The following is a 14,338-nucleotide window of genomic DNA, read 5'->3' as shown; positions in this document are numbered from 1 at the left end:
CGTCCACACCGGCCCCGTCCACCCCGGTCCCGTCCACGGCGACCGAGCGGACGAAGCCGAGGTCGGTGATCGGCTCGTCGAGCTCGGGGTCGACGACGGTGCCCAGCGCGCGCCGGACGTCGGCCTCGGTGACCGGCGGGGAGAGGGTCGCCGTCATCGGGCCCCCCGTCACGCCATCGCCAGGTCGGCGCTGCCCGGCTCGCGGGGACCGGTCGCCGTCTCGTCGGCGTCGGGGAGCTGCAGCTGCGCCGGCACCGGGATGTCGTACAGCTTGGCCGCGTTGAGCCCGAGCACCTTCTTCTTCACCGCCGTGGTCAGCGGGGCGTACTCGGTCATGTCCTCCGGGATCTGGAAGTCCACGAACCGCTCGACCAGCCACTTCGGCGTCCACAGCGCGTAGTCGCTGGAGAACTGGATCCGGTCCTCGCCGAGCCAGTAGACGAGCTCCCCGATGATCTGGGCGAAGTAGCGCGGCCGGGTGTGGATGAACGGCATCGCCACGGCCAGGCCGGCGTGGACGTTGGGCTCCTGGGTGGCGATCCAGCAGAAGTCCTCCAGCCGGGGCAGGCCGCAGTGCTCGACCACGAAGTTCAGGTCGGTGAAGTCGGTGGCGGCGTGGTCGACGTCGGCGACGTCGAAGGCGTCGCGGTCCAGCGGGCGGATGGTGGGGCCCTTGTGCACGTGGACGTTCTTGATGCCGAGCTCCCGGCAGACCTCGAGGTACCGGTAGGTCCAGGGGTCGCTGAGCTTGTAGCCGCGGGAGTCGCCGTGCCACTCGGCGGTGTAGAGCTTCACGCCCTTGAGCCCGAAGCGCTCGGCGTCGGCGCGCAACTGGTCCAGGCCCGCCTCGCCGTTGCGCGGGTCGAAGTTGTGGTTGTAGGTGAGCTTGTCCGGGTGGGCCTGGGTCAGCGCCCAGGCCTCCTCGGTCTGGCCGAAGCCGCGGGCGTAGAACTCGCCGAGGGCGGCCGGCTGGAAGATCGCGTGGTCGACGATGCCGTCGACGAAGACGTCGCGCATCAGCCGCTCGCCGCCCTGGTACAGGTACTCCTCGTAGGGCCAGACCTCGGACTCCGGGCTGAGGTTGCGGTGGTAGTCGTAGAAGCAGTCGATGAACTGCTTGCCGTGCACGTTCAGCTGGTTCTCCGGGCGCGCGTCCCACAGTGCGATGTGCGCGTCGACCACGAAGTAGTCCTCGCCGTCCTTGCTGTACATCGGGGTCCTCCTCGAGGGTCCGGCTCGCACCGCTGCGAGCTGGGTCACACCGGACGCTAGGACGCCGGGGCCCCCGCGCCCCCGGTCCCGCTGTCTCACTTTGAGACACCCGGGACCGGGGAGCGCTCTCGCGCAGCAGGCGGCGGCCTACCATCCACGGCGACGCAACGGCGCGTCAGGAGGTGTCCCGTTGACCGACCGCCCCGCCGTCCCTGCGCCGGTGCACCGTCCGCCGGTCGACCCGTCCGCACCGTCGGCACGTCCCCGGGTGCGGGCCTCCTGGGCGCGCAGCGAGCGGTACGGCGTCTCGCCAGAGGCGGTCGAGGCGGTGTACAGCCCGGCGCTGAGCACCGACTCGCTCTTCTACGAGTGCGGTGCGGAGGTCCTCGGCCGGCTGCACGGCACGCTCGCCGCCGAGCCGGTCGGGCTGATGATCACCGACGCCGAGGGGCTGGTGCTGGCCCGGTGGACCGGCGACCGGGAGATCAACCGCTCGCTGGACCGGGTGCACCTGGCGCCCGGCTTCTACTTCGGTGAGCGCACCGCCGGCACCAACGGCCTCGGGCTGGCGCTGGCCGACCGGGTGCCGTCGCTGGTCCGCGCCGGCGAGCACTTCGTCGCGCCGCTGCGCCGCTACACCTGCGCCGCGGTGCCGGTGCTCGACCCGCGCACCGGGGACCTGGTCGGCAGCATCAACATGACCACCTGGTCCGACGCCTCCTCCGACCTGCTGCTGGCCCTGGCGCAGTCGGCAGCGGGCAACACCAGCGCGCTCATGCACGTCCGCTCCGGCGGCCACCCGGAGCGGCCGATGCCCCGCGGCGAGGTCTTCCACGTCTTCGCCGACCGGCTGCCCGGCGCCGACCCCTGCCCCTCCCGCGCCTGGCGGGACGCCGTGGCCGCGGCCCGGGACGCGGTGGCGGCCGGCCGGCTGCTGGCGGTCGTGGGGGAGCCCGGCGCCGGCAAGTCCGCGGTGGCCAGCCTCGCCCGGCACGGCGGCCGGCGGCGCGAGCGGGTGCTGGTCGCCCGGCCGCCGCAGGCCGCCGACGTCGACGCCTGGCTCGCGCTGTGGGCACCGGAGCTGACCAGCCCCGACACCTGCGTGGTCGTCTCCGGCGCCGACGTGCTGCCGGCATGGGCGGCCGACGAGCTCGCCGCGGTGCTCGGCGCGGCGCCGGCCGGTCCGGTGCGGCCCGTGGTGCTCACCGCTCCGTCGCTGGCCGCCGTCCCAGCGTCGCTGGCGGCGCTGGTCGACTCGGTCGTCGAGGTGCCGGCGCTGCGGCACCGGACCGAGGACGTCGAGCCGCTGGCCCTGGCCTTCGCCCGCGACCACCGGCACCGCGACGTGCCGTTCACCCCGCGGGCGCTGCGGGCGCTGGCGGCGCACTCCTGGCCGGAGAACGTGCGGGAGCTGCGCGTCGTCGTCCGGGAGGCCGTGGCCCGCACCGACGTCGTCGACGTCCACCACCTGCCGCCCGCGGTGCTGAGCGCCGGGTCACGGTCGCTGAGCCGGCTGGAGCAGCTGGAGCGGGACGAGATCCTGCGCTGCCTCACCCGGCCGGGCACCACCGCCACCCAGGCGGCCACCGAGCTGGGGGTCTCCCGGGCGACGCTCTACCGCAAGATCTCCCAGTACGGCCTCCGGGTGCCGGGCAGGGAGCCCTCCTAGCGGCCGACCTCGTCGCGCCAGGAGTGCTCCGGGGCGTACCCGAGCACCCGGCGGGCCTTGTCGATCGACAGCAGCGTCTCGTTCGGGCCGAGCTCCCGGGTGACCGGGACGCCGGGGAACTGCTCGGCCAGCAGCTCGGCGTTGGGCCGGGACATCACCGTGTCGGCGTTGGCCACGATGAAGACGTCCGCGCCCGGGGCGGTGTGCTCCAGCCCGAGCCGCACCGCCTGCGCGCCGTCCCGGGCGTCGATGTAGCCGTAGAGGTTCCACCGGCGCAGCGCCGGGTCGGCGTCGAAGCCGGGGAACTCGGCGTAGTCCTCGGGGTACATGACGTTGCTGAACCGCAGCCCGGTCATCGACAGGTCGGGGTGCCAGCGGCACAGCTGCCGGGCCAGCTCCTCCTCCAGCGTCTTGACCAGCGAGTACGTGGTGGTCGGCGTCGGCGGGTACTCCTCGTCGACCGGTACGTAGGGCGGCGGGGTGTCGAAGGGCAGGCCGAGGACGGTCTCGCTGGAGGCCCACACCACCTTCCGCACGCCGGCCCGCAGCGCGGCGCTGTACACGTTGTACGAGGCGGTCATGTTGTTGGCGAACGTCGCCGCGTTGGGCAGCAGCCCGGGCGCCGGGACGGCGGCCAGGTGCACCAGCGCGTCGACCCCGGTGTGCCGGTCGTCGATGCCGCTCAGCGCCTCGACGGTCTGCCCGAAGTCGGTCAGGTCGACGACGGAGGAGACGACGTCCGGGCGCGGGCTGGGCGTCCGGTCCAGCGCCACGACGTCCCAGCCGTGCGCGAGCAGGTCGCTGACCACCGCCCTGCCCAGCTTGCCGCTGCTGCCGGTGACCGCCACTGTCGCCATGTCCGGCCTCTGCCCCGCCGGTGCCGGCCGCACACCCGGCCGGGGAGACTGGGCGCCGTGGTCGAGCCCGCCAAACCGCTGCGCGACGTCGTCGCCCCCGACCTCGACGTGCTCTTCTGCGGCATCAACCCCTCGCTGATGTCGGCCGAGCGGGGCCACCACTTCGCCCGGCCGGGGAACCGGTTCTGGCCCGCTCTGCACCTCGGGGGCCTCACCCCGCGGCTGCTCCGCCCGGACGAGGACGCCTCGCTGCCGGAGTTCGGGCTGGGCGTCACCAACGTCGTCTCCCGGCCGACCCGGACCGCCGCCGAGCTGACCGCCGACGAGCTGCGGGCGGGCGCCACCGCGCTGGCCGAGCTGGTCGCCCGGTACCGGCCGCGGGTGCTCGCCGTCCTGGGCGTCACCGCCTGGCGGGTGGCCTTCGAGCGCCCACGGGCTCCCCTGGGCCGGCAGCCCGAGCGGATCGGCGGCGCGGAGACCTGGGTCGCGCCCAACCCCAGCGGGCTGAACGCCCACCACCAGCTGCCCGACCTGGCGCGGCTCTACGGCCAGCTGCGCACGCCCTGACTCTCAGCCCAGGGAGGCGCCCACGTCCAGCACGCCGCCGGCCGCCTCGAACTCCGCCCGGGCGGCCGCCAGCACCGCCGGGTCGGCCAGCGCGTCCAGCGCGGTCAGCGCCAGGCCCACCGCGCCGTCGAGCACCGCCCGGTCCCCGGCGGGGGAGGCGGCAGCCGCGGCGAAGCCGGTGGTGTGCATCGAGGTGTCCGGGCCGGCGATCGCGATCATCGGGTGGATGGCGGGCACCCGGACGCTGACGTTGCCCAGGTCCGTCGACCCGGCCAGCGACGCGGGCGTGACCCCCGGTGGCAGCGCGGTGCGCCCGCGGCGGGCCTGGTGCCGGGTCCAGCGCGCGGCGAGCTCCAGGTTGGCCCGGAACGGCAGGTAGGCCGGCATCTCGTCCCAGTGCAGCTCGTACCCGCAGCCGGTCATCGCGGCCGCGGCCACCGCGATGGCCTCCACCCGGCGGCTGAGGTCGGCCAGCGTCTCCGGCGTCGCGGAGCGCACGTAGTACAGCGCGCCGGCGGTCTCCGGGACGACGTTGGGCCGCTGCCCGCTGTCGGTGATCACCCCGTGGACCCGGTCGGTGTCCGGGACGTGCTGGCGCAGCATCGCCACGCCCTGGTACATGGCCACCACCGCGTCGAGGGCGTTGCGGCCCATGAACGGCTGCGCGGAGGCGTGCGCGGCGATGCCGGTGTAGGCCACCCGGAGCTGGCGGCGGCCGAGGAAGGGCTGCACCGCGGCGTCGTAGGAGAACGGGTGCAGCATGACCACCGCGTCCACCCCGTCGAAGGCGCCGTCCCGGGCCATCAGCTCCTTGCCGCCACCGCCCTCCTCGGCCGGGGTGCCGAGCAGCAGGGCCGTCCCGGGGACGCTGCCGTCGGCCAGGACGGCGGCCAGGCCGAGGAACGCCCCGACCGCGGCCGAGCAGATGACGTTGTGCCCGCAGCCGTGGCCGATGCCCGGCAGGGCGTCGTACTCGGCGAGCACCGCCACCGTCGGGCTCCCGCTGCCGGCACCGGCCCGCAGCGCGGTGTCCAGGCCGTGCACGCCGACCTGCGCCTCGATGCCGTGCCGGGCCAGCAGGTCGGCCACCGCCCGCACCGACCGGTGCTCGGCCCAGCCCTCCTCGGGGTGGGCGTGCAGGTCGGCGCTGAGCGCGAGCAGGTCGGGCCCGGCCGCCTCGACGGCCTGCTCGGCGCGGTCGAGCAGCGCCGCCGGGGCGCCGGCGTGCGGGGAGGACAGCGGCTCGGCGGTCGCTGCCGCCCGTTCGGTCGCCGCCCGCAGCTGGTCGAGGTGGTGCCGGTCGGCGGGCAGGGGGGTCCGGGTGTCGCCGGCGTCCGCGGTCACGCCTCGTGTCTACCGGTGGTCCGCGCCGGGCGCAGCGGGGCCTCCACGGCGGCCGCTGCTGCGGGAGGCTGACGCCCGGCACCCGCACGCGACCGAGGAGGACCGATGTCGGCACCGCTGCAGCCCGGCTTCGAGGGGTTCGAGCTCACCCGGGTCGACGTCGGGGAGGTGACGCTGCGGGTCCGCACCGGGGGGTCCGGCCCGCCGCTCCTGCTGCTGCACGGCTACCCCGAGACGCACCTGATGTGGGCCGGCGTCGCCGCCGACCTGGCGCGGTCGTTCACCGTCGTGGCGCCGGACCTGCGCGGGTACGGGGAGAGCTCGCAGCCCGCCACGGTGCCCGGCCACGAGACCTACGGCAAGCGGGCGATGGCCGCCGACGGCGTCGCGCTCATGCACCGGCTCGGCTTCGACCGGTTCGACGTGGCCGGCCACGACCGCGGCGGGCGGGTGGCCTACCGGATGGCGCTGGACACCCCGGACGTCGTCCGCCGGCTGACCGTGCTGGACGTGATCCCCACCGCGGAGGTGTGGGACCGCGCCGACGCGCGCTTCGCCCTCGGCTACTGGCACTGGGGCTTCCTGGCGCTGCCCGAGCCGATCGCCGAGACGATCATCGGTCACGACCCGGAGCACTTCTTCCTGGACGCGGAGTTCGGCGGGGTGATCCGGGGCTTCCGGCCCGAGGCGGTCGCCGACTACACCCGGGCCCTGCACGACCCGGCGGTCGTGCACGCCATGTGCGAGGACTACCGCGCCGGAGCGGGGTGCGACCGGCAGCTCGACGGCGACGACCGGGCCGCCGGCCGCCGGATCACCAGCCCGCTGCAGGTGCTGTGGGCGGGGCGGGGAGCGCTGGCCGCCTGGTACGAGCCGCTGGAGGTCTGGCGGGCGTGGGGCGACGACGTCACCGGCGAGGCGATCGACAGCGGTCACTTCGTGGTCGAGGAGGCGCCCGCCGCGACGCTCGCGGCGCTGCGGGCCTTCCACACGGCGGGCAGCTGAGGACCGGCGTTAGGGTCCGACGGTGATCAACCGCGCAAGCCGGGGCGCCGGATGAACCTCGAGAAGGTGGTCTTCGGGTTCTTCGTGACGCTCGCCGCCACGCTGAACTTCGGCTTCTTCATCGGTGACATCGCCGATCCGCAGCTGCACAACGAGTACGAGCTGTTCGCCGCGGTGGTGGTCAACCTGATCGCCACGGTGCTCAAGTTCGGTGACCGCACCCAGATCGGCGCGGTGCACCTGGCCACCAGCCTGGTCGCGGACCTGCAGCTGATCGCCGCGACGGTGTTCTGGGTGTTCGCCGCGCACGTGTCCAGCGCGGGGCTGACCGCCGCGGCGACCGCGAGCATCGTCTCGCTGTCCGGCGGGGCGCTGCTGGCCAACGTCGTCTCGCTGGTGCTGCTGGTCATCGAGACCAGCTCGTTCCGTCGTTCCTGAGGGCGGGCCGCGGTGACCAGCACCTCCGGCGACGGCCGCCGGCCGGCCGTGGGCCAGCGGCACCTGCCGGGCAAACGGCCGGTCGCCGCCGGGGTGGTGTCGGGGGTGCAGGCCTCGGCCCCGATCTTCCTGGTGCTGCGGCGGATGCGGGCGCCGCTGATCACGCTGATCCTCATCTTCGCGGTGAGCGTGCTGGGCCTGAGCCTCATCACCGGGGTCGACGACACCGGCCGGCCGTACCGGTTGAGCATCTTCGACTCGTTCTACGTCATGAGCTACACCGCGACGACGATCGGGTTCGGCGAGCTGCCCTACCCGTTCACCGCGGCGCAGCGGCTGTGGGTCACCGGCACGATCTACCTGTCGGTCATCGGCTGGGCCTACGCGATCAGCGCGCTGCTGTCCCTGCTGCAGGACCGGGCGTTCCGGGCCGCGCTGGCGCTGCAGCACTTCACCCGCAAGGTCTCCCGGTTGCGCGAGCCGTTCCTGCTGATCGTGGGCTACGGGCAGACCGGTGAGCTGCTGGGCCGCTCCTTCGACGAGCTGGGCCGCCGGTTCACCGTCGTCGACGTCTCCGACGCCCGGATCGACGCCCTCGAGCTGGACACCCTCCGCGCCGACGTGCCCGGTCTGGCCGGCGACGCGCGCAACCCGCACGACCTGCGGGTGGCCGGGCTGACCCACCCGTGCTGCGAGGCCGTGCTCGCCCTGACCGACGACGACGAGGCCAACCTCGCCGTCACGATGACCGCCGCGCTGCTGCGACCGGAGCTCACCGTCGTCACCCGCACCACCTCGGCCGTGGTGGCCGAGCGGATGAGCGCGTTCGGCTCCCCGACGGTGATCAACCCCTTCGACCGGTTCGGTGACCACCTGCGGCTGGCGCTGCACTCACCGGCGGCGTACCAGCTGATGAACTGGCTGGAGAGCGGGCCGGGGGCCCAGCTGCCGCCCCGCCGCTCCGCGCCGGCACCGGGCCGGTGGGTGGTCTGCGGGTACGGCCGCTTCGGCCAGCACTTCGCCGCCGACCTGCGCGCCGAGGGGCTGGAGGTCACGGTCATCGAGCCCCGGCCGGGGGCGGACCCCGAGCCCGACCCGCTGCTGCACCTCGTCGTCGGCGACGAGTCCGACCCGGCGGTGATGGCCGCCTCGGACCTGCCCGGGGCCGTGGGGTTCGTGGCCGGGACGGACAACGACACCACCAACCTGTCGCTGGTGGCCGCGGCCCGCCGGGTGAACCCGGACCTGTTCGTCGCCGCCCGGCAGAACCAGCCGACCAGCGCGGCGCTGTTCGCCGCCATGGACGTCGACGCGCTGCTGGTGCCCACCGAGGTCATCGCGCACGAGGTCTACGCCCGGCTGAGCACCCCGCTGCTGTGGCGCTTCGTCCGCGAGCTGGCCGGCCAGGACGACGAGTGGGCCGCCCGCCTGATCGACCGGTTGAGCGGCGAGTGCGGCGACCGGCTCGGTGCGCTGTTCAAGGTCCGGCTCAACAGCACCGAGGCGCCGTCCCTGGGCCGCTGGCTCGCCGAGGGTTCCCTCGTGCTCGGCGACCTGCTGCGCAGTCCCGACGACCGTGACCAGCGGCTGCCGGTCGTGCCGGTGCTGCTGCTCCGCGACGGGGAGAGCGTGCTGGCCCCCGACGACGGCTTCGTGCTGCGCGCCGACGACGAGCTGCTGCTCGCCGGGCGCCCGGTCTCCCGCCGCGCGCTGGAGAAGACCCTGATGGTCGACTCCGTCCCCGCCTACCTGGTCACCGGGCGCCGGGTGCCGTCGGGCTGGCTCTGGCGGCGGCTCACCGGGTACCGGCCGACGCCCGGCTGAGCGCACCGGGTTCCGTCAGGTCACGTTTCGCTCACGGCGCTCCGGCGACTGGTTGGCCCGGCGACCACCGGGCCCGCACCATGGCGGGGACGCCACGGACGGCGCCACCCGGCAGGACCGGATGCGGGAGGACCCATGCCCCAGACCGCTGGACCCCAGACCCCTGAGACCCCGACGACCGAGCCGCCCACCACCCCGCCGGCGGTCGACGCCGGACCGGACGGTCCCTCCGCGGTCGCCGAACCGCGCCGGCCCAACCTCAAGGGCGACCTGGACAGCGTGCTGGAGTTCCTGCCGAGCTTCCGCGGCGCCGTCCGCGGCTACGAGCGATCCCAGGTCGACAGCTACGTCACCTGGGCCGAACGGGAGTTGCGGGCGGCCCGCCGGTCGGCGGACGAGATGGCGTCCCGCTTCGCGGCCGTCTCGGCCGAGCTGGGCCGGGTCCGGCTGGAGCTGGCCCGGTCCGCCGGTGGCCGGGAGGCCCGGCAGGTGTCCGAGCGGCTGGCGCACATCCTCGAGCTCGCCGCCGAGGAGGCCGCGGAGATCCGGGCCGCCGGTGCGGCCGAGGCCGACGGGCTGGTGACCGCCGCCCGGACGTGGTCGGCCGCGATGATGCAGCACGCGCGGGAAACCGAGGCCGCAGCGGTGGCCGAGCGGGACCGCGCGACGGCGAGCCGGGCCGAGGCCGCGGACGCGCTGGCGGCCGCCCGGGCCGAGGCCGGGGAGCTGCGGGCCGCCGCGCTGCGCGAGCAGCAGCGGCTGGCGGAGCAGGCGGCCGAGGAGCGACGGCGGCTGGAGGAGGAGGCCGCCGCGGGGCGTGCCGCGGCCGAGGAGAAGGCCCGCCGGCAGCAGGAGCAGGAGATGACGGCGGCCGCCGAGGTGGTCGCCGCGGCCCGGCGGGAGCTCGAGCAGCTGCACGCCCAGCGGGACCGGGTCACCGAGTCGCTCCGGCTGCTCACCGGGCGGGTCGGCGACGCGCTGCAGACCCTGGCGGCGAGCATGCCGGCCGACCTGCCCAACGTGGTGGCCCCCCAGCCGCGCGACCGCACCCCGGCCGGCTGACCCGGGCGGTCACCCGGCCACCCGGCCGCCGATCAGTACGGCGACCGGGTGGCCGGCACCGCGCCGGCCGGCACGGCGTCGTCGCGCGCCGGGTCGTCGGCCGCCGGGCCGTCGGCCGCGGCGGAGGAGCCCAGCGCGGGGGCACCGCGCTGCTCCCGGTCGGCCGACAGCGCCGGCGGGACGACCGCCGGGTGGGCCCGGCCCCACTCGATCTCCACGTCGGCGAGCAGCGCCTCCAGGTAGGAGCGCAGCTGCACCCGGGTGGCCTGGCCGAAGGCCTTGAGGTAGGCGATCTGGTCCTGCAGCTCCTGGGTGGCGGGGGCGTCAGCGGCCGCACCGCTCCCCGAGGCCGCGATCGCCGCGCGCGCCTCGGCGGCCGCCTGCACGATCGCCCCGGCCCGCTCCCGGGCCTCGGTCAGCTGCTCCTCGTACTGCGCGCGGGCCTCGCTGGTCATCTGCCGGCTGAAGGCCTCGGCCTCAGCCACGTACTGGTCGGCGGTCAGCTGGGCGGTGGCCAGGATGCCGACGGCCTGGTCGCTGGGGGAGGGGCGGGCGGAGGCGACGTCCAGCTGCTGCCGGAGTGCCTGCACCTGCTCCCGCAGCTGTGCGTTCTCGTCGGTGAGCCGGGCCAGCTCGTCGGCGGCCCGGGCGACGAAGGAGTCGACCTCGCGGTCGGTGTAGCCGGGGTGCAGCATGCTCGCCGGGGTGAAGTGCACGGCGCGGAGGTCGTCGGCTGTGGGCGGCCCCATCTCGCGTCCGTGGCCCGTGGCGCTGGTGGTCATTCGGTCACCTTCCCGTCAACGGTCGGGCTCGGTCGGCTGGGTGCGAACACCTCGGTGCGGATGCGTGCCATCGGCACGCCGTGCTGGTGGAGCCGGACGACGGTGTCCTCGACCGTCGCCGGGTTGCCTGCGACGTAGGCGTCCCGGCTGGTCCACGGACCGTGCCGGAGGACGACGTCGGCGATGTCGCCGTGCTCCAGGGTCGAGCCCTTCTCCTGGGAGACAGCGCAGGTGACCGTCAGCCAGGGGTGCTCCTGCTCGAGCCGGCGCAGGTCGGCCCGGTCGTAGAAGCCGTCCTCGGTGCGGGCACCGACGAACAGGTCGACCCGCCGCGGCGGGCCCTGCCGGGCCACCTGGTCGACGAGCGCCTTCATCGGCGCGAGGCCGGTGCCGCCGGCGACGAGCAGCAGGTCCCGGTCGGAGGCCGTGTCCAGCGCCAGGTGACCCACCGGCGGGCCCAGCCGGACCGGGTCGCCGACCCGGGCGAGCCGGACCAGGGCGCTGCTCACCGGTCCGCCGTCGCGGGCCTTGACGTGCAGCTCGAGGGTGTCGTCCGGCCGGGGTGCGTTCGCCGGGGAGTACCAGCGCCACAGCCGCGGTCGCTGCTCGCTCTCGATCGAGACCGCCTGGCCGGGCAGCCAGGAGAGCGGCTGCGTCGTCCGCACGGTCAGGACGGCGACGTCGACGGTGCGCCGGTCGTGCCCCACCACCTCGCCGTCCCACCACGGCGGGGAGTCCGCGTCCTCGTCGGCCGCGCCGATCATCACGTCGGCGATGAGGCCGTACGCCTCGGTCCAGGACGCGGCGATCTCGTCGTCCCAGTCGTCGTCGAAGTGCTCCAGCGTGGCGAGCAGGCTCCCCCCGACCGCCGGGTAGTGCGCGGCGAGGGCGCCGAACTTGCGGTGGTCGCGGCCCAGCTGCTGCAGGATCGGGACCAGCGCGTCCAGGTCGTCGACCCGGGCCATGACCTCGCCCAGGGCGGCGAAGAGGCGGTCCCGCTGGTGGGCCATCGACACCGGGAACATGTCCCGGGTCTCGGGGTGGGTCAGGAACAGGTGCGAGTAGAACCAGAGCGGGACCTGGTCGCCGTGTGCAGCGGCCTTGCTGAAGCTGGCCCGCATCGCCGGGATGTCCACGTGCGCCCTCCTCGTCGGCCTGCGGTCAGCTGGAGCGTCGGGGGGCGGTGACGATCTCGCCCCGGTGCGTCGCGAGCGCGGCACCCACGGCGCCGATGTCGTCCTCGGCGACACCGAGCTCGGTGAGGGTCGCGACCAGGTGCCCGACCACCCGGTCGAAGTCGGCGTCGGTGATGTCCAGCCCGGCGTGACCGGCGGCCAGGTCGCGGCCGGAGTACTCGACCGGGCCCCCGGTGACCTGGGACAGCAGCGCCGTCTGGTGCCGGCGCAGCCGGGGCAGGTCGATGCCCTCGAAGAACGGCGCGACCTGCGGGTCGCCGACCAGCCGTTCGTAGAAGTCGTCGACTGCGGTGCGGATCCCGACCTCCTGGCCGAGACGTTGGTAGAGCGACATCCATACCCCCCGTTGCACCCCGTGGACGGACGACTGCACCCGACCGCGGGCCCCGTGTCCGCCTGTGACCTGCGTGGTTCGGGTCAACCTAACGGGAGCACCGGCGCCTGTCACCACATGGGCGCGTGGTCGCACGCACCGTTCGGACGTCCGGTCGATGGCCGCCGTCAGCTCTGGAGGGTGCCCACGGGCACCGACCCGTTGGCCTCGGCGATGCCCCGGACGACGTCCCCGGTCACCGTCTCGTGCTCCAGGAGCTGCTGGGTGAGGGCGTCGAGCGCCGCGCGGTGCCGGGTCAGCAGCGCGACGGCCCGCTCCTCGGCCTCCCGCAGCAGCCGGGCCACCTCGGTGTCGACCACCCGCTGGGTCTCCTCGCTGTAGACCCGGTTCCCCGACGGGCCGCCGCCCAGGTACTGCGGGGAGTCGTTGCCGTACCCCACCGGCCCGAGCGCGGCCGAGAGCCCGAACTCGCGGACCATCCGGGTGGCCAGGTCGGTGGCGCCTGCCAGGTCGTTGGAGGCCCCGGTCGAGCCCTGGCCGAACACGACGAGCTCCGCGGCCCGGCCACCCAGCCGCACCGCGAGGCTCGTGGTCAGGTGCTCGGCGGAGTAGAGGTGGCGCTCCTCCTCGGGCACCTGCTCGGTGACCCCGAGCGCCATGCCGCTGGGCAGGATGGTGACCCGGTCGACCGGGTCGGCCGCAGGGGAGAGCGCGGCGACCAGGGCGTGCCCGGACTCGTGCACGGCCACGTTCCGCTTCTCCGACTCGAGCAGGAAGTTCGAGCCCTGCCGCTGGCCGAGCAGGATCCGGTCGCGGGCCTGGGCGAGGTCGGCGGCGGTGACCTCGCTGCGGTCGTCGCGGACGGCGACGATGGCCGCCTCGTTCATCAGGTTGGCCAGGTCCGCGCCGGAGAACCCGGGGGTGGCCCGCGCGGTCGCCTGCAGGTCGACGTCCGGGCGCAGGTGCTTGCCCGCGGCGTGCACGGCCAGGATCGCGGCGCGCTCGGGCTGCGTCGGCAGCGGCACGACGACCTGCCGGTCGAAGCGCCCCGGGCGCAGCAGGGCCGGGTCCAGCGTCTCGGGCCGGTTGGTCGCGGCCATCACCACGACGCCGGTGGACGGGTCGAAGCCGTCCATCTCCGCGAGCAGCTGGTTCAGCGTCTGCTCGCGCTCGTCGTTGACCGACAGCCCGGCCCCGCGGCGCTGGCCGATGGCGTCGATCTCGTCGATGAAGATGATCGACGGGGCGCGCTTGCGGGCCTCGGCGAACAGGTCGCGCACCCGGGAGGCGCCGACGCCGACGTACAGCTCGACGAAGCCCGAGCCGGTGATGGAGAAGAACGGCACCGACGCCTCGCCGGCGACCGCGCGGGCCAGCAGCGTCTTGCCGGTGCCGGGCGGGCCGGCCATCAGCACGCCGCGCGGCGCGATGGCCCCGGCGGCGGCGTACTTCTCGTTGGACCGCAGGAAGTCCACGACCTCGGTGACGTCGCGCTTGACGCCCTCGTAGCCGGCGACGTCGGCGAACGTCGTCGTCGGGCGGTCGGCGTCGACGACCTTGGCCCGCGACTTCCCCACGCCCATGGCGCCGAGCCCGCCGCCCAGCGCGCCCCGGCGGGCCATCCGGCCGATGTAGACGAAGTAGGCGACGAACAGCAGGATCGGCAGGAAGGACAGCAGCGTGCCCAGCAGCGACCCGGTCGCGCCGGTCGCCGAGAAGTGCGGCACGAGGTCCGGGTCCTTGACCTGGGTCAGGAACGTCTCGTCGACGCCCTGGACGCCGGTGGGGTAGTGCGAGGTGAACTCCTCGCCGCTGTGGAAGTCCGACCGGTAGGTGCCGTTGATCGCGCCGTCGGCGGTCAGCGTCAGCGAGTCCACGTGCCTGGCCGCGACCTGCTGCGACAGCTCGCCGTAGTCGACCTGCGTGGGAGCGGCGCCCATCCGCGGGAGGAGCAGCAGCAGGGCGGTGATGCCCACACCGATCGGGATCAGCCAGCGGCGCCAGCCCGGCGGGGGCGGCGGCGCCGGGGCGGCCGGACGGTCCTGGGG

The 14,338-nt window shown here is 74.9% G+C and carries 14 protein-coding genes; 6 read left to right on the top strand and 8 right to left on the bottom strand.

From position 1 onward, the window contains the following. Together FHL80_RS23660 and FHL80_RS23655 are read right to left on the bottom strand one after the other, a co-directional pair. A partial coding sequence (locus tag FHL80_RS23660; RefSeq protein WP_138735778.1) for an iron-sulfur cluster assembly protein occupies positions 1 to 157 on the bottom strand: 157 nt, incomplete at its 3' end. 11 nt (positions 158 to 168) lie between these two features. Then, a complete protein-coding gene (locus FHL80_RS23655; RefSeq protein WP_138735777.1) occupies positions 169 to 1,212 on the bottom strand; it encodes an amidohydrolase family protein in 1,044 nt (347 codons plus the stop codon). A 190-nt stretch (positions 1,213 to 1,402) separates the two neighbouring features. Here FHL80_RS23655 and FHL80_RS23650 point away from each other — a divergent pair, with 190 nt between their 5' ends. Then, the gene (locus FHL80_RS23650) at positions 1,403 to 2,881 is read left to right on the top strand and encodes an AAA-type ATPase lid domain-containing protein (RefSeq protein ID WP_216871000.1); all 1,479 of its coding nucleotides are present in this window, start codon (positions 1,403 to 1,405) and stop codon (positions 2,879 to 2,881) included. On the opposite strand, the gene FHL80_RS23645 is transcribed toward FHL80_RS23650, so the two are convergent. Then, positions 2,878 to 3,738 (bottom strand): NAD-dependent epimerase/dehydratase family protein, encoded by an 861-nt coding sequence (locus FHL80_RS23645; protein WP_138735776.1) that lies wholly within the window; start codon positions 3,736 to 3,738, stop codon positions 2,878 to 2,880. The genes FHL80_RS23650 and FHL80_RS23645 overlap by 4 nt on opposite strands. A gap of 57 nt (positions 3,739 to 3,795) precedes the next feature. On the opposite strand from FHL80_RS23645, the gene mug reads away from it, so the two are divergent. Further along, a complete protein-coding gene (mug, locus tag FHL80_RS23640; RefSeq protein ID WP_216870999.1) occupies positions 3,796 to 4,305 on the top strand; it encodes a G/U mismatch-specific DNA glycosylase in 510 nt (169 codons plus the stop codon). Positions 4,306 to 4,308: 3 nt separating this feature from the next. On the opposite strand, the gene FHL80_RS23635 is transcribed toward mug, so the two are convergent. Next, positions 4,309 to 5,649 carry a M20 family metallopeptidase gene (locus tag FHL80_RS23635; protein ID WP_216870998.1) on the bottom strand — a complete coding sequence of 447 codons (1,341 nt, stop codon included), beginning with the start codon at positions 5,647 to 5,649 and terminating at the stop codon, positions 4,309 to 4,311. A 105-nt stretch (positions 5,650 to 5,754) separates the two neighbouring features. Here FHL80_RS23635 and FHL80_RS23630 point away from each other — a divergent pair, with 105 nt between their 5' ends. From FHL80_RS23630 to FHL80_RS23615, 4 genes are all read left to right on the top strand, one after another. Beyond that, on the top strand, positions 5,755 to 6,654 hold the full coding sequence (locus FHL80_RS23630; protein WP_138735775.1) for an alpha/beta fold hydrolase: 900 nt from the start codon (positions 5,755 to 5,757) through the stop codon (positions 6,652 to 6,654). 51 nt (positions 6,655 to 6,705) lie between these two features. Further along, positions 6,706 to 7,092, top strand: a complete 387-nt coding sequence (locus FHL80_RS23625; protein ID WP_138735774.1) for a DUF6394 family protein — start codon at positions 6,706 to 6,708, stop codon at positions 7,090 to 7,092. A gap of 12 nt (positions 7,093 to 7,104) precedes the next feature. Then, entirely contained in the window at positions 7,105 to 8,916 is a 1,812-nt protein-coding gene (locus FHL80_RS23620) for a potassium channel family protein (RefSeq protein ID WP_138735773.1), read from the top strand. Positions 8,917 to 9,051: 135 nt separating this feature from the next. Beyond that, positions 9,052 to 9,978, top strand: coding sequence for a hypothetical protein (locus FHL80_RS23615; RefSeq protein WP_138735772.1), 927 nt, complete (start codon positions 9,052 to 9,054; stop codon positions 9,976 to 9,978). Positions 9,979 to 10,010: 32 nt separating this feature from the next. Here the strand turns inward: FHL80_RS23615 and FHL80_RS23610 are convergent, their stop codons facing one another. The 4 genes from FHL80_RS23610 to ftsH all read right to left on the bottom strand — a co-directional run. After that, positions 10,011 to 10,760 carry a DivIVA domain-containing protein gene (locus tag FHL80_RS23610; protein ID WP_138735771.1) on the bottom strand — a complete coding sequence of 250 codons (750 nt, stop codon included), beginning with the start codon at positions 10,758 to 10,760 and terminating at the stop codon, positions 10,011 to 10,013. Further along, a complete protein-coding gene (locus FHL80_RS23605; protein ID WP_138735770.1) occupies positions 10,757 to 11,896 on the bottom strand; it encodes a globin domain-containing protein in 1,140 nt (379 codons plus the stop codon). Before FHL80_RS23605 ends, FHL80_RS23610 begins: the two co-directional genes overlap by 4 nt. A 25-nt stretch (positions 11,897 to 11,921) precedes the next feature. Beyond that, the gene (locus tag FHL80_RS23600; protein ID WP_138735769.1) at positions 11,922 to 12,290 is read right to left on the bottom strand and encodes a group I truncated hemoglobin; all 369 of its coding nucleotides are present in this window, start codon (positions 12,288 to 12,290) and stop codon (positions 11,922 to 11,924) included. 167 nt (positions 12,291 to 12,457) lie between these two features. After that, the coding region (gene ftsH, locus FHL80_RS23595; protein ID WP_138735768.1) for an ATP-dependent zinc metalloprotease FtsH at positions 12,458 to 14,338 on the bottom strand (1,881 nt) is incomplete at its 5' end.

It is taken from the genome of Modestobacter excelsi, from assembly GCF_005930495.1.
GTDB classification, from domain to species: domain Bacteria; phylum Actinomycetota; class Actinomycetes; order Mycobacteriales; family Geodermatophilaceae; genus Modestobacter; species Modestobacter excelsi.
The sequence above is the reverse complement of the archived record's forward strand: the minus strand, read 5'-3'. Positions and strand labels throughout refer to the sequence as shown.

Coding starts and splice junctions, on each gene's coding strand:
- FHL80_RS23655 (WP_138735777.1), bottom strand. CDS start 1,212: ATGTACAGCAAGGACGGCGAGGACTACTTCGTGGTCGACGCGCACATC.
- FHL80_RS23645 (WP_138735776.1), bottom strand. CDS start 3,738: ATGGCGACAGTGGCGGTCACCGGCAGCAGCGGCAAGCTGGGCAGGGCG.
- FHL80_RS23630 (WP_138735775.1), top strand. CDS start 5,755: ATGTCGGCACCGCTGCAGCCCGGCTTCGAGGGGTTCGAGCTCACCCGG.
- FHL80_RS23625 (WP_138735774.1), top strand. CDS start 6,706: ATGAACCTCGAGAAGGTGGTCTTCGGGTTCTTCGTGACGCTCGCCGCC.
- FHL80_RS23615 (WP_138735772.1), top strand. CDS start 9,052: ATGCCCCAGACCGCTGGACCCCAGACCCCTGAGACCCCGACGACCGAG.
- FHL80_RS23610 (WP_138735771.1), bottom strand. CDS start 10,760: ATGACCACCAGCGCCACGGGCCACGGACGCGAGATGGGGCCGCCCACA.
- FHL80_RS23600 (WP_138735769.1), bottom strand. CDS start 12,290: ATGTCGCTCTACCAACGTCTCGGCCAGGAGGTCGGGATCCGCACCGCA.